Genomic DNA, 23,451 nt, shown 5'->3' with positions numbered 1-23,451 from the left:
ACGCGCGACGGCCGAGGCCCGGCTCGTGTGCGGACGACGACGGCGGCAGCACAACCATGCGGGCAGCGGGCGGGGCGTCGGGTCCTGGGGCCTACCTGGTTTCGACTCGTCCGGCCGGGGCGGATCCGGTGGTGGCCCGGGAGAGGGCCGGCAACCGGACGGTGAAGCAGGCTCCGCCCTCGGGACCGTGTCCCCGCACGGTGATGGTGCCGCCGAGGCGTGCCGTCAGGCGGTGGGCGATGGCCAGGCCCAGGCCGCTGCCGACCGGGCGGACGCCGCGGTAGCGCTCGCTGAGGGCGCCGCGTTCGAAGGCGACCGCGACGTCGTCGTCGGTGAGGCCGGGACCGCCGTCGCGCACCTCCAGCAGGGCGCCGGACGCATCGGCGCGCAGGGCGAGGACGAGAGGCTTTCCGGCCGGAGTGACACGCAGGGCGTTCTCGGCGAGCCCGTCGAGGAGTTGGCGTACGCGGATGCTGTCGGTGGTGAGAGTCGGCGCATGGGCGGGCCGCTCGACCCGGAAGTCGACGTCGTGCCGGGCGCAGCGGGGGGACCAGGCGGTTGCGGCCTCCCCGACCAGGTCGCCGAGGTCGACCTCGGCGACGTCGAGGCGGAAGTCGTCGGCTTCGAGGCGGGCCAGGGCCAGCAGGTCGCCGACGAAGTGTTCCAGCCGCTCGATCTCGGTGCGCAGGATGCGGCCGGCCGCGGGCACCTCGTCACCGGTGATGACCGCGTCGGCGAGGGCCTCGGCATAGCCTCGCGCGGTGGTCAGCGGGGTGCGGATCTCGTGGGAGACGGAGAGCAGGAAGTCGCGTTGCCGGTTCTCACTGTGGGCCAGCGCCCCGTCCAGGGCGTTCAACGCACCGGCCAGTTCCGCCACTTCGGCCGGCCCCGCGGTCGGCACCGTCAGCCCGCGCTCACCTGCCGACAGCCGGTGCGCGGCCCGCGCGGCCGTCACCAGCGGGCGGGCCAGGCGACGGCCCAGCAGCGCGCCGCCCAGGGCCGCGCCGGCCAGGCCCAGGACCAGGGGCAGCGCGAGCGCTCCGCGCATCCGGTCGGTGGCCTGGTCGACGGCGCTCATGGGCTGGGCGAGTACCAGCCCGCCGCCGGTGGGTGTCGGTACGCCCTCCACCACGACCTGGTGGCCGTCGAGACGGGCCGTGGCGGACACGGCGCCGCCTGAGAGCAGCGCAGTGCGGGATTCGGTGTCGACGACGGACGCGGCGGGTCCGTCCACCTCGCCGGAGGGACGGACGAGGGCGAGGCTGATGTCGTCGGGACCGGCGATGCGCTGCTGCCTGTCCAGCATCCAGGAGGCCAGGGGAGGGGTGCGGGCCAGCACCTGCGCCTGGCGGGACAGCTGGTCACGTTCCTGCGCCTCGGTGTTCGTCCCGATGATCCGCCAGGCGAAGAGGCCGGTCACCAGTACGGCCACGGCGGCCACGGCGGTGGCGAGCAGGACGATGCTGCGGGCCAGGGAGCCGCGGGGACGTTCGATGCTCATCGGCCGCCGTCACTGACGCCGTAGCCCACGCCGCGCACCGTGCGCAGAGGGCTGGCGCTGCCGAGTTTGGCGCGCAGTTGGGAGACGTAGACGTCCATCACGCGGGTGTCCCGGTAGTCGGCGTAGCCCCACACCTGTGCCAGCAGCTGTTCGCGGGTGAACACCTGGCCGGGGTGGTGCATCAGGAAGGCGAGCAGGTTGAACTCGGTGGTCGTCAGCTCCACCGGGCGGTCCTGGACATGCAGGGTGCGACGACCGGTGTCGAGTACGAGGTGCCCGACCCGGCGCACCGGATCGCGGTCCGGGCCGGCGGCCCGCCGCAGCAGGCTCTTGACGCGGGCCACGAGCTCCTGCGGGGAGAAGGGCTTGGTGAGGTAGTCGTCGCCGCCCAGTTCCAGGCCCAGAATGCGGTCGGTGACCTCGTCGCGGGCGGTCACGAACAGCACGGGCGTCCAGTCGCCCTCCTGGCGCAGCCGACGGCAGATTTCCATGCCGTCCATGCCGGGCAGGGCGATGTCCAGCACGATCGCCGCCGGACGCATGCGGCGGGCCGAGGCCAGCGCGGCATGGCCGTCGGCCTCGACGTGGACGCCGAAGCCCTCCCGGCTCAGGTAGCGCCGCTGCAGGTCGGCGATGTTCCGTTCGTCCTCGACGACCAGGACGAGCCCTTTGCTCTCCGGCATGTGTCTCTCTCTTCCGGCGCGGCCTTCGATGCTAACCAGGGCGGCGAGGCCTGGTCGCGCTCGCGACCAGCCCTTACACGCCCCGAACATTCGCCGAACCTTCCGCTCGCACGCTCCGGCCAGGCTGAGGCCGCCATCGAGCAAGGGAGAACACCGTGATCCACGTCCGTACCGCCGTGGCTCGCCACAGGCGGGTCGTCGCACCGGCGATCGCGACGGCCGCCGTGACCGCACTGGCCTGGACGGCCTCGTCGGCCAGGCCGGCCGACACGGTCGCTGTGAGCGTTTCGGCGAGAAGCCCGGCCGTTGCCGGCAGCCTCCGAGCCGAGAACGGCCGACTCCGATTCGCGGCTCTTCCCACCCGACTCAAGCTCGGCATAAGGATGTTGCGTGCTCTGAATGGGAGTGGGTGGGCCGTGAGACGGGCGGCGATCCGAGCCGAGGCGCTCTCGGGCGGCTGGGGCGGATACGGCTACGACGGACAGGTCCGGCGCTGGGCCGAGGTACGCGGCGCCTCGCGCTGACGCCTACACCACCCCATGACAAGGAACGATGCATGACCGACGTCTCCACAACTCCCCGAAACCCCGGCCACCCCGAAGCAGCCCCCCAAGGCGTCGGCCGCCTGCACCGGCTCGGCCGCCGGTGCGCCCGACGGCCGTGGTGGGTGATCGCCTGCTGGCTGCTGGTGCTGCTGGCCGTTCTTTTCGCCGACCGGGCCTGGGGCGGCACCTACGACGACGACTTCGCGCTGCCGGGCACCTCCGCACAGACCGGCGCCGACCTGCTGGACGCACACGGATCCAAGGAGGTCCGCGGCACCGCCTCCCAGATCGTGCTGCACACCGGCGACGGCACCCTCTCCGCCCATCGGGACAGCGTCGCCACCGCGGTGCGCGAGCTGAGGGAACTGCCCGGGGTGATCACGGTGGCCGACCCGCTGCAGACGCCCGGCGCGGTCTCCGCCGACGGCGCCACCGGCATCATGACGGCGCGCTTCACCGAGAACCCCGCCCGCTACGAGGTCTCCTACCTCGACGGTGTCGACGACGCCGTGCACGGTCTGCGTGCCGACCACGTGGAGGTCGAATACGGCGGCCCACTGGGGCAGTTGGCGCGCACCAAGGCCGCGGACCGGCTGTCGGAGGCGATCGGCCTCGCCACCGCCGTGCTCGTGCTGCTGGTCGGATTCGGCAGCCTGGCCGCCGCCGCGTTCCCCTTGCTCACCGCAGTGGTCGGGCTGCTCGCGGGCATCTCCCTGCTCGGCCTGCTGGCCGCCGCGTTCACCTTCGGCAACGCCGCGCCGACGCTGGCCACCATGATGGGCCTGGGGGTGGGCATCGACTACGCACTGTTCCTGAGCACACGTCACCGCCGGCTCCTGCACACCCTCGACGACCCCACGGAGGCGGCGGGCCGGGCCGTGGCCACCAGTGGCCGCGCCGTTGTCGTCGCCGCGGCCACCGTCGCCCTCGCCCTGGGCGGCCTCTACGCCTCGGGCGTGACCTTCATCGGCACTCTGGGGGCCGCCGCGGGGCTGACCGTCCTGGTCGCCGCCGTCGCCGCCCTCACCCTCACGCCCGCCTTCCTCGGCGTCGCCGGCCGCCGCATCGACCGCTGGCGGGTGCGCATTCCGGTCGACGAACCGAGCGGCACCGCCGACACCTGGCACCGCTGGGCCGCCGCCGTGGGCCGCCGTCCCTGGGTGTTCCTCGCCGTCGGCGCCCTGGTCCTGGCCGTGCTGGCCGTCCCCGCCGCCTCCATGCGCCTCGGCCATGTCGACAACGGCGCCGACCCCACCGACTACACCGACCGGCGCGCCTACGACCTCGTCGCGGACGGCTTCGGAGCAGGCGCCAACGGTCAGTTCACGATCGTCGCCGACCTGCGCGACGCGCACGGCGACACCAGCGCGTCGCCCACGACGCTGCACGACGCACTGGCCGCGACACCCGGCGTCGCCCAGGTGACCACTCCCGTCACCAGCGGCGACCACGCCCTGCTGATCACCACCGTCACGCCGGACACCGGCCCGCAGGAGGAGACCACCTCCGACCTGATGCACCGCCTGCAGGACGACACCCTCCCCGACGCACTCGAAGGCACGGGCGCCCACGGCTATGTCACCGGCGTCACCGCCGCCCAACTCACCTTCCGCGACGTTGTGGTGGACCGTCTGCCGTTGATCGTCGCGGTGGTGGTCGTGGCGGCTTTCCTCCTCCTGCTCACCGTCTTCCGCAGCCTGCTCGTCGCCCTCAAGGCGGCCCTGCTGAATCTGCTCTCGATCGGTGCCGCCTACGGCGTCGTCGTCGCCGTCTTCCAATGGGGCTGGGGCAGCGCTCTGTTGGGGGTCGGCGAACCCGTACCGGTGGAGTCGTACGTGCCGATGATGATGTTCGCCATCGTCTTCGGGCTGTCCATGGACTACGAGGTCTTCCTCCTCTCCCGCATCCGCGAGGCGTGGCTGCAGACCCGGGACAACCATCTCAGCGTCGCGACCGGTCTGGCCGGCACCGCGCGCGTCATCACCTGCGCCGCGCTCATCATGACCAGCGTCTTCCTGGCCTTCCTGCTCTCCACCAACGTGGTGATCAAGATGCTGGCCCTGGGGCTCGGTGTCAGCGTCATCATCGACGCCACCGTCGTCCGGCTGGTCCTCGTGCCCTCCACCATGTACCTGCTCGGGAGGGCCAATTGGTGGCTGCCGGCCTGGCTGGACCGGCTCCTGCCGCACCTCGATCCCGAAGGCCCGGTGCCGGCAGGGGGAGTTGTGGCGCCGAACGTGAAGTCGGCCTGCGCGGCCACGGCTGCCCGGGGAGACCAGGGATGATCCCGTCCGTCTTCCGGCGGCGTAGGGCCGTATCGGTGACCGCCGTCGCCCTCGCTGTCGTGCTGCTCGCCGTCGGCGTCACCGAACTCACCGCCCGCGCGCTGCTGCACAGCCGCGTGGCCGCGGCGGCCGACCGGGCACTAGGCAAGGGCAGCAGCGTGGACGTCGACGATGGGTCGGCTCTGGTCGACCTGCTCCACCGCCACCTCGACTCGGTGACCGTCGCCAACGACCATGCCACCCTCGGCCGTATCCCGGACGTGTCCGTCCGCGTCCGCCTGGACGACATTCGTCTGACGGGCGAACGCTCAGGAACGGTCGCCCGTACGCACGCCGTAGTCGAGATCCCCGCCACGTCCCTGCAGTCCATGACCGGCGACCGCGACAGCCGACTGCCGGTCACCGCCGTCCACTTCGACGACGAGGCCGACACCGTCACCCTCGAACTCGGCCAGGGCGGGCTGGGGCAGGTGACCCTGCAACCCCGGGTCGAGGAGGGGCGGATGGTCCTGCACCTGGACAGCGCGACGATTCTCGGCAGGGCCGCACCCGGCCGGCTCGTCGACCGCATCCAGGACGGGTTGGCCCAACGGACCGACGTCGCCTACCCGTTGGGGCTGAAGGCCACGAGCGTCGACGTCACCACCACCGGCCTGTCCTTCGGCCTGGACGGAGCCTCAACCTCGTTGTCGGGCAGGGCGTAGCTGGTGGTCGCGTTCCCCCGCGGAAAGGGAACGCGCGTGCGGGTTCGCGGTGTAGCTTCTACGCGTCAGTAGGGGCTTGAGCAAGGGGGGACCTGTGGCTGCCTCTGCGCGTACTGAGAAATTCGCTGCCTACCTCCGGATGCTGAAGGACCGCAGTGGCCGGGGGTACGACCGCCTCGGCAAGGAGGCCGGTGTCAGTGGTTCCAGTCTGCATCGGTACTGCTCCGGCCTGAGCGTGCCGGGGGACTACCGGGCGGTGCACGCCTTCGCCAAGGTGTGCGGCGCCAGTGCGGACGAGCTTCGCGAACTACATCGGTTGTGGGCGCTGGCGGACAGCGACCGGGACGCACCGGCCGCCTCGGCCGAGGAGAATCCGGAACCACGACCGGTACGCGATGTGCACGAGGCGCCCGCCACACTCGCCGTACCCGACTCGCCGGCCCCATCCGCCGAGCCCGTGCAGTTCAGCCCTGGACCAGCCGACGTCACCTCGCCGGAGCCAACGCCCGACAAGGGCCAGGCACCGGCACGGTCCCTGCTGCCGGGGCGGCTCTCCTCGCGGTGGGCGGTGCTGGCGGCCGTGGTCGCGGTGATGCTGGTGGCCGGCTTCGTGTGGCTGCCCTCCGGGCACCCGGCGGATGCCTCTCCGGCGGCCGGTGACAAGGTGCTGGACTCCCCGGCCTGCGCGACGGTGAGCATGGGACAGCACGACGACTGCGTGCGGGAGGTCCAGAGCCTGCTGGTGCGGGCGAAGGGCAGGCTGGCCGTGGACGGGGACTTCGGACCGGAGACGCTGCGCCGGGTGACCGCCTTCCAGGTGCTGTCCGGTGTGACGGCACGAGGCGTGGTCGACGAGGCCACCAAGAAGGCGCTCTACGCGAGGAGGACGAGCATGGTGACCTGGTCGCCGGCGAAGGTGGCCAAGCGGGTTCGCGAGGTGTTCGTCGAGGACCCGGACACCGCCGTGTCTATCGCCCGCTGCGCGTCGTTCCTCGACCCGCTGTGGGTGCTGCCCAACACCAACGGCAGCCGCAACTGGGGTGTGTTCCAGATCTCCGACGCCCGCCTGCTGGATCTCCACGGCACTCCGCTGCGGGCGTTCGACCCGGAGTGGAACATCCAGGCGGCGCACCGGCTGTGGAGCGTCCGGCATGACTTCCACGACTGGCCCTCGTGCGAGGCGGCGCTGAAGAACGCACCGACGAACGCACCGAAAGCCTGAGAAGCCGGCAGCCTCGGGTGCCGCCACGACGGCACGCACCCGAGGCTCCGGACGTCCGGCCGGCGTCAGACCGTGCCGTCCTCCCACCACCAGGCACGGCCGAGGTCGGCCCTGCTGTCGACGTGCTGGTGGTCGACGGTGTACGTCTCCAGCCCGGAGAATCCGCAGGTCTCCGCCTTCTGGTAGACGGTCTTGGTGGCCACGCCGGACACGTCGAGGTCGGCCGCGGTGCCGTACAGGTGCATGCTGTCGCTGGCGCCGCCGATCTCGGCGTTGTGCGCGATGCTGCGGAAGCCGGAGTTGACCGTGATCGGCTTGTCGCCCAGCTTCTTGCGCAGCGCCTCCAGCTTGTACATGCAGCGGCGGACGTTCTCCTTCACCTGCGACGCGCTCAGCTTGCCGCCGTTGAAGGTGCCGTCCGTCTGGTTCTCGAACTCGCTCCAGTTGAAGTGGAGCGTGGAACCGTCCGACTGCTCAAGGGAGTTGAGCTTCGCCTGGGTGTTCGGCCCGACGCTGGCGTCGGCGGTGAGACCGTACGCCGTCTGGAAGCGGCGAACGGCCGCGGCCGTACCGGGACCGAAGTCGCCGTCGATGCTGACGCGGCTGTGGCTGGCGCTGTCCGCCGCCCACCCGGCGACTCTGATCTGAAGCTCCGTCACGTCGGCTCCGCTCGCGCCCTGTTCGAGGGTGCGCGACCACGCGTACGCCTGCGCGGTGCCCGAGAACAGGAGCTGGCCGAAGGCGACGCCGGCGCCGGCGGCCAGCGTGCCGCGCAGCATGGCGCGGCGGTTGATGGGACGGAAGGAGGAAGTCATGGGGGTCCTTTCGAAACGGTGGTGGGGGAGAGGCCAGAGGCCGGTCGTGAGGGGTCAGAGGTCAGTAGGCGATCTGGAAGGAGACGTTCTGCGCGTCGGTGTCATAGGCGTGGATGCGCAGGACGAAGTGGGTGCCGTCCTTGACGTCGGTGGCGACGGTTCCCCACTCCGTACCGTGCGTGGTGTATGCATCGCCGTTGTTGCACTTGGTGGTGTGGTCGACGAACACCACGCAGGCGTCCAGGTACACCCCCGGTTCGTCCGTGATCAGGCGCAGGTTGATGTCGTTGCACCGCGAGGACGTGGTGTAGGTGCCGTACTCCACGGCGGCCGGGGAGTAGTGGTACGTCAGGGACTTGGCGCCGCCGTAGCAACTGACGGCGGCGGCCGAGGGGTGGGCCGAGGCGGGCGCGACGCCCGCTCCGAGCAGTGCGGTCGCGGTGAACAGGGCCGCGGCGAAGGTTCTTTGGCGGATCATGGGGGTCTCCGTCGGTGAGAGGGGGTCAGAAGGCGATCTGCATGACGGCGTCGTCGCCCTCCAGGGGCACGCCGGCGGGCACCGTGAACTTGCTGCCGTCCAGGACGTCGGTGGCGATGGTCGTCCAGCTGCGGCCGACCTTGGTCCAGCGGTTGCAGGTGCCGTACTTCGCGAACTTCACGCAGGCGTTGACGTATTCGGCGGTTCCACCGATGACGCGCATGTTGATGTCGGTGCAGCGGGCCGAGGCCCAGTAGGGGCCGAACTCGAGCGCGTCGCCGTAGTGCACCGTGACCGCCCCGCCGTAGCAGGTCGTCGCCGCGGCGGTCGTGGCGGGCGAGTGGGGCGAGGCGGAGGCGGGTGTCGGAACGGTGAGTCCCAGGGCGACGAGCAGCGCGACGGGAAACGCCCGAGCGAACCGGGTGGTCATGCGGGTTCTCCTCTTTCGGGCGGGATCAGCGGTTGGCGAGCCGATCCAGATCGGCCTGGGTGCCGTTGAACACGTCCCCGGTCGCAGGTGCCTGGATGCCCGGGAACAGCGCGGCATCGGTGTACTGCCACATCGTCCAGGTCGTCGAGCCGTTCGGCACGGGCGGCTGGGTGATCGACTGGCGGTAGTCGGCGAGTTGCAGCGGATATCCGGCGAAGGCGGTGGTCGAGCCCATGCAGTCGTCGAGGAAGGACTTCTGGGTGTAGATGATCGGAGTACGGCCGAAGGCGGCCTGCACCCGGTCGAGCCAGGCCTTGGTGTCGGACACCGTCCCGTAGGTGGGGCAGCGCCCGCTGCCGTCGTCCATGCGCTCCAGGTCGAAGACCGGCGGCAGATCGCCCGCACGCTGCCCCGTGTAGCCGGTGGCCCGTACGGCGGCGATGAACCGGTCGGCCTGCGCGGTGCCCGTGTCGGGCGAGCTGCCGGTGTAGAAGTGGTAGGGCGCGACGGCCAGCCCCGCGGCCCTGGCCCCCTGGAGGTCGGAGGTGAGGTAGTCGTCGGTGACGTTCGTGCCCCGCGTCGCCTTGACCGTCGCGAACTCGACACCCGACGCCCGTACGGCCTTCCAGTCGATCGGCGCGCCGCCGGGGTGCTGGTACTTGGCCGTGTCCAGGCCGTCGATCGAGTAGCCCGCGGGCCGCGGCGGCGTGCAGTACGTGGTACGACTCGACCAATCCACCAACTTTGCCCAGGTGTTGGGGCCTACGACGCCGTCGGCACTGAGGCCGGCGCAGTGCTGGAGTTCGATGACCCGCGACTCGGTCCCGCCGCCGAAGCTGCCGTCGATGACCAGCGGTGCGTAATGGAACGGCTCCATGGCCAGGTTGAGACGGCACTGCACCTCCTTGACCTCGGTGCCTGTGGCCCCCTGACGCAGCGTCGGCCGCGTGGTGGTGTGGCCGCACACGGTCGATTGCGCCGTACTCGACGTGCCCAGCGTGGCGCAGGTGTGCGGCTGCGCGGCCCAAGTGTTCAGCGTCGCCCAGGTCTTGGGGCCGAGCACGCCGTCCACGTCCAGCCCGGCGCACCGCTGGAACTCCTTGACCCGCGTCTCCGTGCCGGGCCCGAAGGAGCCGTCCGCCGCGATGGGCGTGTACCGGCTCGGTTTGGTCGCCAGGTTGAGCTCGCACTGCGCCTCGAGCGCCGCGTCCCCCGTGGACCCCTGTTGCAGGGTCGGTTGCGCGCTCGTGTGCCCGCAGACCGCGACGGCGGTGGCCGCGGACCCCGCCGCCTGCCCCACCGCGGTCCCGCACAGGGGCAGGACCGCTGCTACGGCGAGGGTCAGACCCCGCAGAAGCGTCCTCTGTCCCATCTGGTGTTCCCCCTTTGTGAGTTGGCCGGGAGATCCCGGTGCCGGTCATGCTCGCAGCGGTCGCCCCGAAGCGGACCCCCTCATTCCCGGATTGGGACGCCGGGATGGTCAGCCGCCCGTGACCTGCGAAGACCGACCGTCGCTGGGACGGAGATGGGACGCCCACGGCGGTACCGGAACCGGACTGGGTCGAGCGTCGCGCCCCGGCACCCCGGCCGCGGGGGTCTACTTGCAGTCGGCCCAGAGACGGGCCAGGTCGGAGGGGATCTGTGGGATGGCGGCGCAGCCGCGCGGGTCACGCGGGAGTCCGTCGCCGGCCACGTAGGTCCACTGGCCGGCCGGGGCCTTGGTGAAGTACTTCTCCTGGCCGCCCGCGTCCTGCAGTTGGACCTGTTCGCCCGGTGTGGCGCCCGGGGTGGGTTCGAACCGGGTGGCCGCGTACGCGGTGTCGCCGCATGTGCCGTAGTAGAAGCTGCCCTTGGCCGGGGTGATGTGCTCCAGACCGTGCTGCGAACGGCGATAGGCCTGGGTGACGGCGTCTTTCACCGACTGCGGCACGACGAGGGACCGGCAAGAAGCGGCAGCGGTGCTCGGGGGAGTGGTGGTGGGCGCGCTCGGCGGAACCTGGGTGGCGCCGCCCTGCGTCGGACTTGCGGCCTGCGACGGGACCGCCGTCGTGCCGTCCGTCGTCGCCGACGCGGGAGGGGCGGTGCCGCGGGAGGGCCCCACGACGGCCAGCACGCCGCCTGCGATCGCGGACACCACGGCCACGGCGGCCAGGACGGTGGCGAACCGGCGGCGGCGCAGGAGCCGGTCGCCGCGGGCACGGACCGCCTCGGGGGCGCGCGGAGTGATTCGCGCGCCGAACTCGGCGTCACCGGCCTTGAGGTGGGCCTCGAACTCCTCAGTCACGGTGGGGCACCTCCTCGCCGGCCGAGCCGACGGCGCTGCTGCGGATGGCGGTCGTGTGCCGGCCGGGGACCGGTAGGGCGGCGTCCGCGCCCCCTGACGCGCCGGGTTCGGCCGTACCAGGGGGACCGGCGTCCCCGGCCGACTCCGTCAGGTACGGAGCCATGGCCCGCCGACCGCGCGAGAGCCACGCCTTGACCGTGCCGGGCCGGGCACCCGTCTCGTGCGCGATCTCGTCCACGGTCAGGCCGACCAGATGGTGCAGGACGATCGCCCGTCGTTGCGCAGTGGGGATGCGACGGAGGGCGGACACGATGGCCACGTAGTCGATGCCGATGGCGGGGACGTCCTCGTCCTGACCGCGGCGCCGGTGGGCGGCGAGGCGGTTGACCGCCTTGCGCCACACACTCACGCGCAGGCGGTGGGCCACGGTCCGCACCCACGCCTCGGGGTCGTCGTAGCAGGACACCTTTTGCCAGTTCTGCCAGGCGCGGGCGAAGGCCTCCTGGACGAGGTCCTCCGCTTCGCTGCGGCTCCCGGTCATCGCGTACATCTGGCTGGTCAGCCGCCGCACGCTGCCGGTGTAGAAGGCGTCGAAGTCGTCTGGGTCGCGCACAAGCCCCCCTTCGCTCCTCTCGGGCGAGGGCCTCGCCTGTGCCCTCTCACAAGCTGGTCACGCCCGAGCGCGAGGGAGGGTTGCAGCCGATTCCGCATCGGATGCGCAGGCGTTCGCAGGGGCGAGGGTTCCACGCCACACTTCCTGTGCCGTTGTACCTCGTGAAACCCAAGGCCTCTGCTCCGCCGGTCGTGCCGGTGTCACCGGCAGTGCGGTACGTGTGGCTGCCATTGGGACGGTGAACCGGTCGTCACGTACCAGTCGTTGATGTAACCGCTGTCGCTGTCGAAGTCGAGCGCGAACCAGTAGTGGTCGCCGTGGCCGTCCGCGTCGCCGTCGCCGGTCGTCCAGCAGGCCAGCATCATGGTGTTGCCGTTGTAGTAGCGGTGCCCGGTCGTACCCGATCCGTAGGACGGTCCGTTGTGGGAGGCCAGATAGGACCCGGACGAGATGCCGGTCACCGAGGCGCACCACACCGTCTGTCCGTCGTGGTCGCAGGCCCAGCCCGCGGCCGATGCCGGTGAGGCGGCCGTGCCCACCGCGGCCCCGGCCAGCGCGAGTACGCCGGCCACCGCGGCGGCGCCACGGCGCCGTGGTCCGGCCTTGCCGGGGTCGCCGGCCGAAGTGGTGGATCCACGTACGGCGGCCGCGGCCGCACGGGCCGCGAGCTTCTTGATCGACTGCATTGAGCTGCTCTCCCTCTGGGCAGGTCCATCGTGGCGGGATTTCGGTCGCCCGGACGCTGCTCCGGGACGAAGTACGGGGCGGCGAACGGTGGTTCGCCGCCCCTGCGTGGTCGAGGCGTCGTCAGCAGGTCGCCGATGCGGGCAGCCCGCCGTACTGGTCCCCCTTGAGATAGACCGCGCTGACGTAGCCCTCCGCCACGTGGCCGGAGATCGAGTACGTGGTGGACGGACCCGAGCGGACGTTGACGTGCCGGTGGTTCCTTCCCCGTTGTCGGATCGTGTTCGGTGGGTTCCGTGTGCTCGGTCAGTCCTGCTGACGGCCGGACGGCGGCGTGTCAGCAGGGTTGAGGGATGCCGTTGCCGATGTATTCGGTCAGCGGGTCCGTCTCGCTGTAGATATCGGTGTCCTTCATGTAGCCCCACTGGCCGTTGTCGGCCTCCGTGTACTCCCACCGGTAGGGGTGCGGACCGCCGACGTAGGCGCCGTGGTCGGTGCGGCATTCGAACCAGCTCGGGTTCGAGTACATCTTGCCCACCGGATGGCTGGTGTCGGGGGTGGCGTACACCGTGGCCCCCACGACGTTGTTGCAGTACATGTGCATGCCGTTACTGCCCCACCAGCACGGATTGGCCGCCTGCGCGGTGCCGGTGAGGAAGGTGCCCAGCGCGGCCAGGGACAGGCCGGTGGTGAGGAGCGCCGAGATCTTGCGCGCGGGTGTCCTCATGGTGATCCCCCTGATGACGATGTCGGTTCGGTCCTGCCGCGCCGCGCGGTGGGCAGACGCGGTGCGAAGCCGCCTCCGGCGTGAGCTTCGAGCGAGTGGAGACCGATGGTCGCGGCTCAGCCTGCACGAGACGCTCAACTCGCGCACGGCGGTTCGGACTCAACCGAAAGACCGGCCTGTCACGCGCGAGGGACTTGACATGGAACGGGTCCTGGACCGGGGTGGGGGTCCTCACGGAAGGGCGTCGACTCCGGCCGTGCTGGGCTGACTTGGGCACCGGGCCCGCCCGCCGGTGCCACGCTCGAGGACTGCCCGGCCGAGAGGGGTCGGCATGTGCCACACGGTGTTGGCCGTACGGTGGCTGACGACGAAGCCCGCCCGCCGCAGCACGGAGGCATGTTCGCTCGCCGAGGCGGGCGAAATACGAAGGCGCCGGACGAGGTCCGTGCCCGTGACACCCTCGGCACCCGCGATCTCCCCCAGAACGGCGGCGCGCGTGGCACCGAGCAGATGGGCCAGGGAATCGCCGTTGGACGCCTCCGGCACGTCCGCGAGCCGCTGAAGGCCCCGGTTGGCCGGGTACACCAGCACAGGATCAAGGCCGGAGTCGTGCAGCGCGATGGGACGCGCCCAGCAGAAGTACGAGGGCACGAGCAGCAACCCCCGGCCGCCGAGGTGTAGTTCCCTGCGGACGGGATAGGCCACCGAGAGCACCGGCGCCTCCCAGCGGATCTGCGGATGCAGCCCACTCAGCATCCGCTCCACGCCTCCGTCGAGCAGGTCCGCCGCGCGTGCCGCACGCTCGGCCGCGACCACCCCGCGTATGTGGTCCCACGCCGGAGCCAGAGCACGCTGGTGGTACCGGAGCATCGCGCTGCCCACGCGTCGCAGGGCCGTGGTGTCACCGCCGGCCAGTGGCCGCATCCAGCCTGCCGGGGCGCGCTGGGCCGCCAGCAGCGTGAGCTCCGTGCGCAACCGGCCCCGGGGCGTGCTCTGCACGGCGTCCACGACGGACTCGATATCGTTGTCGGCCGCCGGAGTCAGGAAGTCCGGCGAATAGCCCCTCGGCGGGGCGAGGCGCAGCAGCAGCCTCGCGGAGGGGTCGAGCGTGCTCCGCGTCCTGGCGCGCCACGGGCCGAAGACGCCGTGGTCGGCCGGCCCGCGCAGGGCGTGCAGACTCAGCAGCATCTCCCAGGCCGGTCTCGGCCCGGCGGCCAATCGGACGCGCCCGATGTCCTCGCCCGCGAAGTGAATTCGCAGCACCGTTACTCCCCCGAAGAACAAGCGGTCTCGGGAGATGACGCGAGCGGCGGCGGCTTGGTTCATCACCTGCGGGGAGTGGCTTGAACTCGCGGGTCCGCATGAGGGTGAGGAGGCGCGGCACACGCCACCGCCCGGTCGGTGCGTAGGTGAATGTTTCGGCCGGGCGGGGGGGCCGGTCCCGGACGCTTGTCGCCGGGCGTCAGCGGCAGCGCACCGGCAGGTGCAGGGGGCCCCGGATGAGCATGCCGCCCCGCCAGGTCAGCGCGGCCGGGTGGACGTCGAGTGCGAGATCCGGGCACCGGTCGAGAAGGGCCCCGATCGCGACGCGCGCTTCCAGGCGCGCCAGCGGAGCCCCCAGGCAGTAGTGGATGCCGTGGCCGAAGGCGACATGCCCGCGGGCCGACCGGCGGATGTCGAAGCGATCCGGGTCCGGGAAGCGGGCCGGATCGCGGTCCGCGTCGGCGAGGGTGGCCAGGACGAGTTGTCCGTCACCGGGGATGGTGGTGCCGGCGATGTCGACGGGCTCCGTGGTGAAGCGGTACGTCGGCGTCTCGACCGGCCCGTCGTAGCGGAGCATCTCCTCGACCGCGTTCTCCATCAGGGAGGGGTCGGCGCGGAGCATGGCCAGCTGGTCCGGATGGGTCAGCAGCGCGAGCACGCCGTTCGAGATGAGATTCACGGTGGTCTCGAAACCGGCCACCATCAACAGCCAGACGGTGCCGTTCAGTTCGTCGGCGGTGAGGCGGTCGCCCTCCTCGTCCGACGCGCGGATCAGTGCGCTGAGCAGGTCGTCACCCGGGTTCCGCTTCTTGTCCGCCAGCAGTTGGCCGATGAGGCGCGATGCCGTGGCTGCCCCTTCGCGCTGCTCGGCGGGGTCGGGTGAGGTCAGTGCGGTGTTCGATGCCGCCGCGAAGTCGTTGCGGTCCAACGCCGGCACTCCGATGAGTTCGCAGATCACCGACATGGGCAGCGGGTACGACAGGGCGGCCACCAGGTCGGCCCTGCCGTTCGAGGTGGCCAGCATGTCGTCCAGCAGTCGGTCGGTGATCCGGCGCACCCAGGGCTCCAGGTCCTGCACCCGACGTGGCGTGAACTCCTTGGCGACCAGCTTGCGCAGCCGGGTGTGGTGCGGCGGGTCGGACGAGAGCATGTGCCGGCCCGCGGCGACCGTGGTCATGCCCAGGGCAGGCGAGGCCTTGTCCCAGTCCTTGGACAGGCGCGGATCGGCCAGGGCCGCCCGCGCGGCCTCGTACCCGACGACCAGCCATCCTTCCGCCCCTCCGGGCATCCGGATCCGGTGGACCGGACCGCGGGACCGCAGCCGCGCGTAGACGGGGTACGGGTCGCGGGTGAAGTCCTCTCCCAGGGACGCGAGGTCGATCGGGGTGGGCGCGGTGTACGTGGTGTCCGCCTGCGTCATTCACATGCCTCTGTGCTGGTCGCCAGGGTTGCCGGTCGCCGGCCTCCCGGCTGCCGGTGTACGTCCCGACAGCGGGGTGCCACGTCCATCCTGGCCCGCCACCGACTGTGCGAACAAGGTCGGTTGACGCCACGTCGGCCCGCCGCCCCCGGGTCAGGGAAGCACGACGATCTTGCGCCCCTGACCGGCCGCGAACTGCTCCAGCGCCTGGGGGTAGTGGGCCAGGGGCAGACGGTGGCTGATGAAGATCTGCGGATCGAGCACGCCGGCGGCGAAGAGTTCGGCCGCGCGCTCGTAGCTGTGTAGTACCGCCATGGAACCGGTGATGGTGATCTCCTGGTTGTAGATCCGGTACGGCGAGACGGTGGCCGTCGTCGCGTAGTCGGAGACCCCGAACTGCAGGAAGGTTCCGGCCTTGGCGACGCGGTCCAGGCCGTCCTGGATGGCGGCGGCGTTTCCGGTCGCGTCGACGACCACCTCCCAGCCGTGCGGGCGTCCCAACTCGTCGGCGGAGACGGCCGCTTGGGAGCAGCCCAGTTTCTCGGCCGTGGCCAGCCGCTCGGGATTGATGTCGACGACGTCCACCGAGGCGGCGCCCGTGCGCTTGGCGAGCTCCAGCATCATCAGGCCCATCGTCCCGCTGCCGTAGATCAGCACATGCGAACCGAGCCTGCTGCTGAGCACGTCGTAGCCGCGCACGGCGCAGGACAGCGGCTCGATCAGCGCCGCGTCCTGGACGTCCACGTGCTCGGGCAGCCGTACGCAGTTGGCGACGGGTGCCACGGCGTACTCGGCGGCGCCGCCGGCCACGGTGACGCCGATCGCCTGCCAGCGGTCGCAGAGGTTGTTGCGGCCGACCCGGCAGTAGTGGCACTCGTTGCAGTACAGCGAGGGATCGACGGCGACCCGGTCGCCGAGGGCGAGTTCGGTGACCTCGCTGCCGAGACCGACCACTTCGCCGGCGAACTCGTGGCCCGGGACGACGGGGAGGGTGGGTGCGAACTCGCCCTGGAGGATGTGCAGATCGGTCCCGCACAGCCCGCACGCCGCCACGTCGACGACGACCTCGCGCGGCCCGGGGGTGGGGTCGGGGACCGTGGTGACGGTGACCTTGCCGGGGGCTTCGATGACGGCGGCTTTCACTTGACTGCTCCTAGGGACAGGCCGCGGACGAGTTTGTCCTGGGCGGCGAAACCGGCGATGAGGACCGGCAGGGACACCAGCGTGGCGGCGGCACACAGCCGGGCGAGGAAGAGCCCTTCACTGGTGATGAAGCCGACCAGGAAGACGGGTGCGGTGGAGGCGTTGGTCGCGGTGAGGTTGACCGCGAACATGAACTCGTTCCAGCTGAAGATGAAGCAGATCAGTGAGGTGGCGGAGAGGCCCGGCATGGCGACGGGCGCGACGATCCGCCACAGCACGGTGAGCAGGTTGGCGCCGTCGACCTCGGCCGCCTCGAGGATCTCCTTGGGGACCTCGGCGAGGAAGGAGCGCATCATCCACACCGCGATCGGGAGGTTCATGGCGGTGTAGAGGACGATCAGCGTCCACACGTTGTCCAGCATCCCGGCGTCCTTGACGATCAGGTACACGGGCAGCAGGGCCGCGATGGCGGGCAGGAACTTCGTGGACAGGAAGAAGAACATCACGTCGGTCCACTTCTTGACCGGCTTGATGGACAGCGCGTAGGCCGTCGGCACCGCGAGGGCGAGCACCAGCAGGGTCGAAATGACGCTGGCCATCGCCGAGTTGAGGAGGAACGGGGTGATGTCCCGGCTGAACAGCAGCTTGTACTGGTCGAAGGTGACGGGGGCGAGGAGGCTGGGCGGGTTGGTGGCCGCGTCCGCCTCCTGGTGGAAGGAGGTGAGCACCATCCAGGCAACCGGAGCGAAGAACGCCAGGGTGGCGAGCCAGGCGACGAAGGTCCACAGCGGGGACAGCCTCGGCGCGTCGCCGTGGTCGCCGCGGCGGCGGACGAGCTTCCTGAGCCTCGCCCCGGGAGCGGCGGGCGCCGCGTGAGCGGTCATCGGGACACCTCCTCCCGGAACAGCGACGCGATGGTGCGCAGCGCGAAGGTCGCGATCACGATCGAGCCGAGGACGACGACGACGCCGGCGGCGGCCGCCTGGCCGTACTCGTACTTGCGGAACATGGTCAGATAGATCTCGTAGGGCAGGTTGGTCGTCTGCGAGCCGGGGCCGCCCTGGGTGATGGTGTAGACGGCGTCGAAGGTCTGCACGACGTAGATCGTGCCGAGCAGGACGCCCAGCTCGATGTACTGGCGCAGGTGCGGGAGCGTGATGTGCCGGAACGTCTGCGTCGCCGAGGCCCCGTCCATCCGGGCCGCCTCCAGCACGTCACCGGGCTGCGCCTGAAGACCCGCGAGCAGGATCAGCATCATGAACGGCGTCCACTGCCACACCAGAGAGATGACGACCGCGGGCATGGGGTACGACGAAACCCAGTCCACCGTGGGGCCGTTGGCGGCGCCGAACAGGCGCCATACGGCGTTGAGGGTGCCGTTCAGCAGGCCGTAGTCGGGGTTGTAGATGGCGTGTTTCCACAGCAGCGCCGCCGCGACCGGCATGACGAGGAAGGGCGCGATGAGCATCGTCCGCGCCAGACCTCGGCCGGCGAACCTGCGGTCGAGCAGCATGGCCAGCCCCAGGCCGAGGACCACGCTGATGATGACCACGGACGCGGTGAGCACGACGGTGTTGAGGACCGCCGTACGCAGCCGCTCGTCGGTGAAGACGAACCTGAAGTTGGACAGGCCGACGAAGTGCCTCTCGCCCGGCTTGAGGATGTTCCACTGGAGGGTGGAGATCACCAGCGTGGCCACGAAGGGCAGTTGGGTGACGACGATGGTGAAGACCAGGGCCGGCAGCAGCGGGAGACGGCGCTTCCATGAGCCGGCGGCCGTGGAGGTGCGCGATCTGCTGGGGGATGGTGCTGTCTTGGGTGGGGCGGTGAGCGTGGTCATGGCTGGTTCCTCTGCCGGTGACGGCCGGGGTGGGGAAGGCGGCGCCCGGCCGGCGCGGGGGCCGGCCAGGCGATGAAGGTCACTTCTGGTAGTTCTTGGCGACGTTCTCCGCGAGCTTCTGGCCGTCGCTCAGTGCCTTGTCCACGCCGGTCTTGCCGGCGATGGCGGCGGAGATCTCCTGGGTGACCTTGGTGCCGAGATCCTGGAACTCGGGGATGGCCACGTACTGGACGCCGACGGTCGGCCGGGGCTGGACGCCCGGGTTGGCCGGGTCGGCCGCCTCGATGGACTTCAGGGTGAGGTCGCCGAAGGAGGCGGCGGCCTTCTGGTACTGCGGGATGGCGTACGTGCTCGCCCGCTTGCCCGACGGCACGCGCGCCCAGCCGAGCTTCTCGCCGACGAGCTTCTCGTACTTCTTGCTGGACGCCCACAGCATGAACTTCGAGGCGGCGTCGGCGTTCTTGGTGGTCTTGGGCATGGCCCAGGCCCAACTCCACAGCCAGCCGCTGCTCCTGGTCTCGGCGGTCGGGGCGTAGGCGTAGCCGACGTGACCGGCGATCTTGCTGGCGCTGGGGTCCTCCAGAGATCCGGCGGCGCTGGTCGCGTCGTACCACATCGCGACCTTCTTCTGGCTCATGGCGTTCAGGCACTCGGTGAAGCCGGACTGTGCCGCCCCCGCCTCACCGTGCTTCTTGACCAGGTCGACGTAGAAGTTCGTCGCCTTCTTGAACGCGGGGCTGCTGACCTCGGCCTTCCAGTCCTTGGTGAACCAGGTGCCGCCGAAGGTGTTGACCACCGTGGTCAGCGGCGCACCCAGTTCGCCCCAACCGGCAAGTCCGCGCAGGCAGATGCCCCGCATGCCGGGTTCGGCGCCGTCGACCTTGGCCGCGATGTCGGCGATCTGCTGCCAGGTCGGGTGCTCGGGCACCGTGACGCCCTTCGCCTTCATGACGTCCTTGTTGTACATGAGGAAGGACGACTCGCCGTAGAACGGCAGGGCGTAGAGCTTGCCGTCTGAGCCGGACAGCGACGTGACGATCGGCTTGAGCAGGTCGGCCTTGTCGAAGCTCGCGTCCTTGTCGGCGTAGGAGCCGAGTTCGTGCAGCCAGCCGTTCTTGGTCCAGATGGGCACCTCGTAGGCGCCGATGGTCGCGACGTCGTACTGGCCGGCCTGGGTGGCGATGTCCTGGGTGACCTTGTCGCGCAGCTCGTTCTCGGGCAGAACCGTGAAGTTGACCTTGATGCCGGTGTCCTTGGTGAAGGTGCTCTTGGTCAGCTTCTGGATGTCCTCCATCTGCGGGTTGCCGACCATCAGCACGTTGATGCTCTTGCCGCCGCCACCGGAGCTCGAGGAACCTCCCGCCCCGCTGCAGGCGACCAGCAGGGAGCCCGCGGCCGTGGCTGTGGCGAGGACGTGGACCATTCTCCGTGTACGCATGACTGACTCCAGGGTGTTCGAGGGCATGGGGAACCAGGCCCCGGCCTTGCGGGATGGGTGCATGGGGGGATGGACTGCGGCTCAGGCCTGGATGACCTGGGGGCCGAGCAGTGCGTAGCGGCGGGCCTCGGAACTGTGCAGTCCCGTGTCGGTGACGACGGCCTCGAAGTCCGTGACCTGCGCGAAGCGGCAGAAGCTCACGGCACCGAACTTGGTGTGGACGCCGGAGAACACCCGGCGTTTGGCGACGCGCATGACCTCGGCCTTGAGTGCGCCGACCGCGGGGTCGGGGGTGGTGAGGCCGTACTCGCGGGAGATGCCGTTCGCGCCGACGTACGCCAGGTCGATGGCGAAGCCGGACAGCATGCGGGTGGCCCAGTGGTCGACTGTGGCGAGGGTCCCGCCACGCACCCGGCCGCCGAGCAGCAGCACGTTGATGTTCTCCGCCGACGACAGGGCGCCCGCGGTGGACAGGGAGGAGGTGACCACGGTCAGTGGCCGGTCGCGGGGGAGGGCGGCGGCGATGAGCTGGGGGGTGTAGCCCTCGTCGATGTAGACGGTTTCCGCGTCGCCGAGGAGCTCGGCCGCGGCGGACGCGATCCGGGCCTTCTCGGGGACGTGCAGGGTGGTCCGGATCGCGAGCGTGGTCTCGAAGCCGGCGCTCTCCACGGGGTGGGCGCCGCCGTGCGTGCGCCGGACCAGGCCGTGCCGCTCCAGCAGGTTCAGATCTCGCCGTACGGTCTCCTTGGAGACGTCGAGGTCGGTGGCGAGCTTCACGACGTCGACCGATCCGTCACGGCGTGCCGTCTCCAGGATCCCGCGTCTTCGTTCATCGGCGTCCACGGCGACACCTCCGTTTCACGACTCCGTCATGGGTGCCCGAGTGGGCGGTGTTCCGGAGCCCGGCCCGGTCGGGCTCTGGTGGCCAAATTTGTACAAGCGGATCGCGCCTACTGACCAGGCTCGTCGTAGCGAAGTCGGTGACCGAATATGCCCGTTTTCCGGGACGCATGGCGCTGGTCGACGGGGTGGAGGGCCCGGGGCGCGGGAGGCCGAAGCCTGTTCGGTGGCTGAGTCGTGCCCGCTCGGTGCCCGTTTCCGGGTGGATCAGGACGACGGCCGCACATGTGTCGACCGTCAGCGGCCTGACGGCCCCGAGCGTCGTCTTGCAGGGAACCGCCGCTAGTACTGGGAACCGCCGTCCGGCGCGGGTTCGTCGCCCGGGTGCCAGGAGAGCAGCCGGACGTTGCCCACGGTGCGGACGTGGCGGCGTGCGGCGGCAGCGGCCTGGCGTCCGTTCCCGGCGCGGATCGCGTCGGCTATCCGCTGGTGCTGTGCGAGAGAGCGCGGCGGCCTGCCGGGCTGGCGCAGGGACTCGGCGCGCGTCTCGGCGATCTGCGGTGCCAACTGCCGGTAGAACTCGATGAGAACGGGGTTGTGCGACGCCCCGGCGACGGCCGCGTGGAAGTCCCGGTCCGCCTCGCAGCCGAGGTCGCCGGCCCGGATGGCGGCCCGCATGGCGTCCAGTGCCGCGTCCATCGCGGCGAGATCGTCCTCCGTACGCCGGACCGCGGCGAGTTCGGCCATCTTCGTCTCGATCGCCTCCCGGGCGTCGAGGACGTCGGGGAGCCGCTGGCGCCGGTCGAGCAGAGCGGCGACGGGCTCGGCCGGCAGATCCCTGCGGCGCAGATAGGTCCCGCCGCCGTGACGGATCTCGACCACACCCTGGACTTCCAGCACGACGGTGGCCTGTTTGACGGAGTTGCGGCTGACGCCGAGCCGCTCTGCCAGCTCACGCTCGGCGGGCAGCCGGTCGCCCGGCTGGAGGGCGGCTTCCTCGATGTAGGCGTGGAGGCGCTCGACCAGCTGCTCGTACAGCCGTGGACGGCCGATCGGTCGTAGAGCTTCGCTCATCCCCCGCGCCCCCTCTTGACACCCCTCCTGGAGGCTAGCACTCTCTCCGAAACTCGTTCAGTGGGTCAGTGGTTCAACCACTTTTGGGAGTCGTCATGACCACCAGGCACGCCCCCGCAACCGTCCCCGAAGCGACACTCGGACATCGACGCCGCGCAGTGATCGCCAGCACGGTGGGCACCGCCATCGAGTGGTACGACTTCTTCCTCTACGGAACCGCCGCAGCGCTGGTGTTCCCGCACGTGTTCTTCCCCGGCCACGCCACGTACACCGGGGTCCTCGCGTCCTTCGCCACGCAATTCGTGGGCTTCGCGGCCCGGCCGCTCGGGGCCGCGATCTTCGGGCACATCGGAGACCGGGTCGGGCGCAAGTCCACATTGGTGACCACCCTCCTCCTGATGGGCGCGAGCACCTTCCTCATCGGCTGCCTGCCCGGCTACGCATCGCTGGGACTCGCCGCCCCGGTGCTTCTCGTTCTGCTGCGCATCGTTCAGGGCATCGGCGTGGGCGGGGAGTGGGGTGGCTCGGTCCTGCTGTCGATGGAGTGGGGCTCCCCGAAACGGCGCGGGTTGATGGCAAGCTGGCCGCAACTCGGCGTGCCGTTGGGACTCTTGGCCTCGACCGGCATGGTCAAGCTGATGAACTCGGTCGCGGGCGGAGGGTTCGACAGCTGGGGCTGGCGTGTGCCCTTCCTCGCCAGCGCGGTGCTGATCGGCATCGGCCTGTACGTACGGCTGCGGGTGCTGGAGAGCCCGGCCTTCACCGAGGTGAAGCAGGAGCGGGTGGTGGTCCGTCAGCCCGTCTGGAGCGTGCTGCGCCATCAGCCTCGCGCCGTGCTGACCTCCGCCTTCGTCCGCATGTCGGAGCAGGCGCCCTTCTACCTCTTCATCACCTTCGTGCTCACCTACGGCACGGAGGAAGTCGGCCTCCCCAAGGGCGAGTTGCTGAACGACACACTGGTTGCGGCGGCCGTCGGCCTGATCAGCGTCCCGCTGTTCGGCCACCTCTCGGACCGTTTCGGACGGCGGCTCGTCTACGGCATCGGGATCTGCTGCGTCGGTCTGTTCGCGTTCCCCTACTTCGCCCTGCTCGACACGGGAAGTTCGGGGCTCGCCCTGCTGGCCATCGTGCTCTCCCTCGTCTTCCACGACATCCAGTACGGGCCCCAGGCCGCGCTGATCGCCGAAGGGTTCGGGACGAACGTGCGCTACAGCGGTGCGGGGCTCGGCTATCAGCTCGCCTCGGTCATCGCGGGCGGACCGGCCCCGCTCATCGCCGCGGCGATCCTCCAGCACACCGGGTCCAGCACCTACATCAGCTGGTACATCATCGGCTGCGCGGTCGTCGCCATGGCCGCGCTCCTGCTCATGCCACGCCGGGCACCCCAGATCACCATCCCGCACGCGACGCTCGCGACCCATGATTCCGCCCGGGAAGGGCATGCGGTTTCGGGTGATTGAGG

Annotated in this window: 22 protein-coding genes; 4 read left to right on the top strand and 18 right to left on the bottom strand. The window is 70.6% G+C overall.

What is annotated here, in order from left to right; all coding sequences use genetic code 11:
- Positions 1-91: 91 nt before the first annotated feature.
- Positions 92-1,501 carry a sensor histidine kinase gene (locus tag ACFU97_RS23705; protein ID WP_384259733.1) on the bottom strand — a complete coding sequence of 470 codons (1,410 nt, stop codon included), beginning with the start codon at positions 1,499-1,501 and terminating at the stop codon, positions 92-94.
- The gene (locus ACFU97_RS23700; RefSeq protein WP_384259731.1) at positions 1,498-2,184 is read right to left on the bottom strand and encodes a response regulator transcription factor; all 687 of its coding nucleotides are present in this window, start codon (positions 2,182-2,184) and stop codon (positions 1,498-1,500) included. Before ACFU97_RS23700 ends, ACFU97_RS23705 begins: the two co-directional genes overlap by 4 nt.
- A 556-nt stretch (positions 2,185-2,740) precedes the next feature.
- Between ACFU97_RS23700 and ACFU97_RS23695 the strand changes: the two genes are divergently transcribed.
- From ACFU97_RS23695 to ACFU97_RS23685, 3 genes are all read left to right on the top strand, one after another.
- Positions 2,741-5,014 carry an MMPL family transporter gene (locus tag ACFU97_RS23695; protein ID WP_384259728.1) on the top strand — a complete coding sequence of 758 codons (2,274 nt, stop codon included), beginning with the start codon at positions 2,741-2,743 and terminating at the stop codon, positions 5,012-5,014.
- 35 nt (positions 5,015-5,049) lie between these two features.
- Positions 5,050-5,718, top strand: a complete 669-nt coding sequence (locus ACFU97_RS23690; RefSeq protein WP_384259726.1) for a hypothetical protein — start codon at positions 5,050-5,052, stop codon at positions 5,716-5,718.
- A 94-nt stretch (positions 5,719-5,812) separates the two neighbouring features.
- Positions 5,813-6,940, top strand: a complete 1,128-nt coding sequence (locus tag ACFU97_RS23685; RefSeq protein WP_384259724.1) for a helix-turn-helix domain-containing protein — start codon at positions 5,813-5,815, stop codon at positions 6,938-6,940.
- Positions 6,941-7,005: 65 nt separating this feature from the next.
- Here the strand turns inward: ACFU97_RS23685 and ACFU97_RS23680 are convergent, their stop codons facing one another.
- From ACFU97_RS23680 to ACFU97_RS23605, 16 genes are all read right to left on the bottom strand, one after another.
- Positions 7,006-7,755: a D-Ala-D-Ala carboxypeptidase family metallohydrolase gene (locus ACFU97_RS23680; RefSeq protein WP_384259721.1), complete on the bottom strand. Its 750-nt coding sequence runs from the start codon at positions 7,753-7,755 to the stop codon at positions 7,006-7,008.
- Positions 7,756-7,816: 61 nt separating this feature from the next.
- Positions 7,817-8,233 carry a hypothetical protein gene (locus ACFU97_RS23675; protein ID WP_384259719.1) on the bottom strand — a complete coding sequence of 139 codons (417 nt, stop codon included), beginning with the start codon at positions 8,231-8,233 and terminating at the stop codon, positions 7,817-7,819.
- Between the two features lie 25 nt (positions 8,234-8,258).
- On the bottom strand, positions 8,259-8,663 hold the full coding sequence (locus tag ACFU97_RS23670) for a hypothetical protein (protein ID WP_384259717.1): 405 nt from the start codon (positions 8,661-8,663) through the stop codon (positions 8,259-8,261).
- A 25-nt stretch (positions 8,664-8,688) separates the two neighbouring features.
- On the bottom strand, positions 8,689-10,035 hold the full coding sequence (locus ACFU97_RS23665) for a GH25 family lysozyme (RefSeq protein ID WP_384259714.1): 1,347 nt from the start codon (positions 10,033-10,035) through the stop codon (positions 8,689-8,691).
- A 225-nt stretch (positions 10,036-10,260) separates the two neighbouring features.
- Positions 10,261-10,947: a hypothetical protein gene (locus ACFU97_RS23660; protein ID WP_384259712.1), complete on the bottom strand. Its 687-nt coding sequence runs from the start codon at positions 10,945-10,947 to the stop codon at positions 10,261-10,263.
- A complete protein-coding gene (locus tag ACFU97_RS23655) occupies positions 10,940-11,560 on the bottom strand; it encodes a SigE family RNA polymerase sigma factor (RefSeq protein ID WP_384259710.1) in 621 nt (206 codons plus the stop codon). Before ACFU97_RS23655 ends, ACFU97_RS23660 begins: the two co-directional genes overlap by 8 nt.
- A gap of 200 nt (positions 11,561-11,760) precedes the next feature.
- A complete protein-coding gene (locus tag ACFU97_RS23650; protein ID WP_384259708.1) occupies positions 11,761-12,246 on the bottom strand; it encodes a hypothetical protein in 486 nt (161 codons plus the stop codon).
- A gap of 335 nt (positions 12,247-12,581) precedes the next feature.
- Positions 12,582-12,971 (bottom strand): hypothetical protein, encoded by a 390-nt coding sequence (locus ACFU97_RS23645; RefSeq protein WP_384259706.1) that lies wholly within the window; start codon positions 12,969-12,971, stop codon positions 12,582-12,584.
- A 231-nt stretch (positions 12,972-13,202) separates the two neighbouring features.
- Positions 13,203-14,234: a winged helix-turn-helix domain-containing protein gene (locus ACFU97_RS23640; RefSeq protein WP_384259704.1), complete on the bottom strand. Its 1,032-nt coding sequence runs from the start codon at positions 14,232-14,234 to the stop codon at positions 13,203-13,205.
- A 199-nt stretch (positions 14,235-14,433) separates the two neighbouring features.
- The gene (locus ACFU97_RS23635; protein ID WP_384259702.1) at positions 14,434-15,654 is read right to left on the bottom strand and encodes a cytochrome P450; all 1,221 of its coding nucleotides are present in this window, start codon (positions 15,652-15,654) and stop codon (positions 14,434-14,436) included.
- Positions 15,655-15,807: 153 nt separating this feature from the next.
- Positions 15,808-16,797, bottom strand: coding sequence for a zinc-dependent alcohol dehydrogenase family protein (locus ACFU97_RS23630; RefSeq protein ID WP_384259699.1), 990 nt, complete (start codon positions 16,795-16,797; stop codon positions 15,808-15,810).
- Positions 16,794-17,681 carry a carbohydrate ABC transporter permease gene (locus ACFU97_RS23625; protein WP_384259697.1) on the bottom strand — a complete coding sequence of 296 codons (888 nt, stop codon included), beginning with the start codon at positions 17,679-17,681 and terminating at the stop codon, positions 16,794-16,796. Before ACFU97_RS23625 ends, ACFU97_RS23630 begins: the two co-directional genes overlap by 4 nt.
- The gene (locus ACFU97_RS23620) at positions 17,678-18,637 is read right to left on the bottom strand and encodes a carbohydrate ABC transporter permease (RefSeq protein ID WP_384259694.1); all 960 of its coding nucleotides are present in this window, start codon (positions 18,635-18,637) and stop codon (positions 17,678-17,680) included. Before ACFU97_RS23620 ends, ACFU97_RS23625 begins: the two co-directional genes overlap by 4 nt.
- Before the next feature lie 79 nt (positions 18,638-18,716).
- The gene (locus tag ACFU97_RS23615) at positions 18,717-20,075 is read right to left on the bottom strand and encodes an ABC transporter substrate-binding protein (RefSeq protein WP_384259692.1); all 1,359 of its coding nucleotides are present in this window, start codon (positions 20,073-20,075) and stop codon (positions 18,717-18,719) included.
- 81 nt (positions 20,076-20,156) lie between these two features.
- Positions 20,157-20,918, bottom strand: coding sequence for a DeoR/GlpR family DNA-binding transcription regulator (locus tag ACFU97_RS23610; protein WP_384259690.1), 762 nt, complete (start codon positions 20,916-20,918; stop codon positions 20,157-20,159).
- 339 nt (positions 20,919-21,257) lie between these two features.
- Positions 21,258-21,989: a FadR/GntR family transcriptional regulator gene (locus ACFU97_RS23605; RefSeq protein WP_384259687.1), complete on the bottom strand. Its 732-nt coding sequence runs from the start codon at positions 21,987-21,989 to the stop codon at positions 21,258-21,260.
- Positions 21,990-22,084: 95 nt separating this feature from the next.
- Here ACFU97_RS23605 and ACFU97_RS23600 point away from each other — a divergent pair, with 95 nt between their 5' ends.
- The gene (locus ACFU97_RS23600) at positions 22,085-23,449 is read left to right on the top strand and encodes an MFS transporter (protein WP_384259685.1); all 1,365 of its coding nucleotides are present in this window, start codon (positions 22,085-22,087) and stop codon (positions 23,447-23,449) included.
- The last annotated feature ends 2 nt before the right edge of the window (positions 23,450-23,451 follow it).

Origin of the sequence: Streptomyces sp. NPDC057616 (genome assembly GCF_042800575.1) — a bacterium.
In the GTDB taxonomy this organism is placed as follows: Bacteria; Actinomycetota; Actinomycetes; order Streptomycetales; family Streptomycetaceae; genus Streptomyces.
Note: the sequence above shows the minus strand (reverse complement) of the source record. Positions and strands in the feature narration are given on the sequence as shown.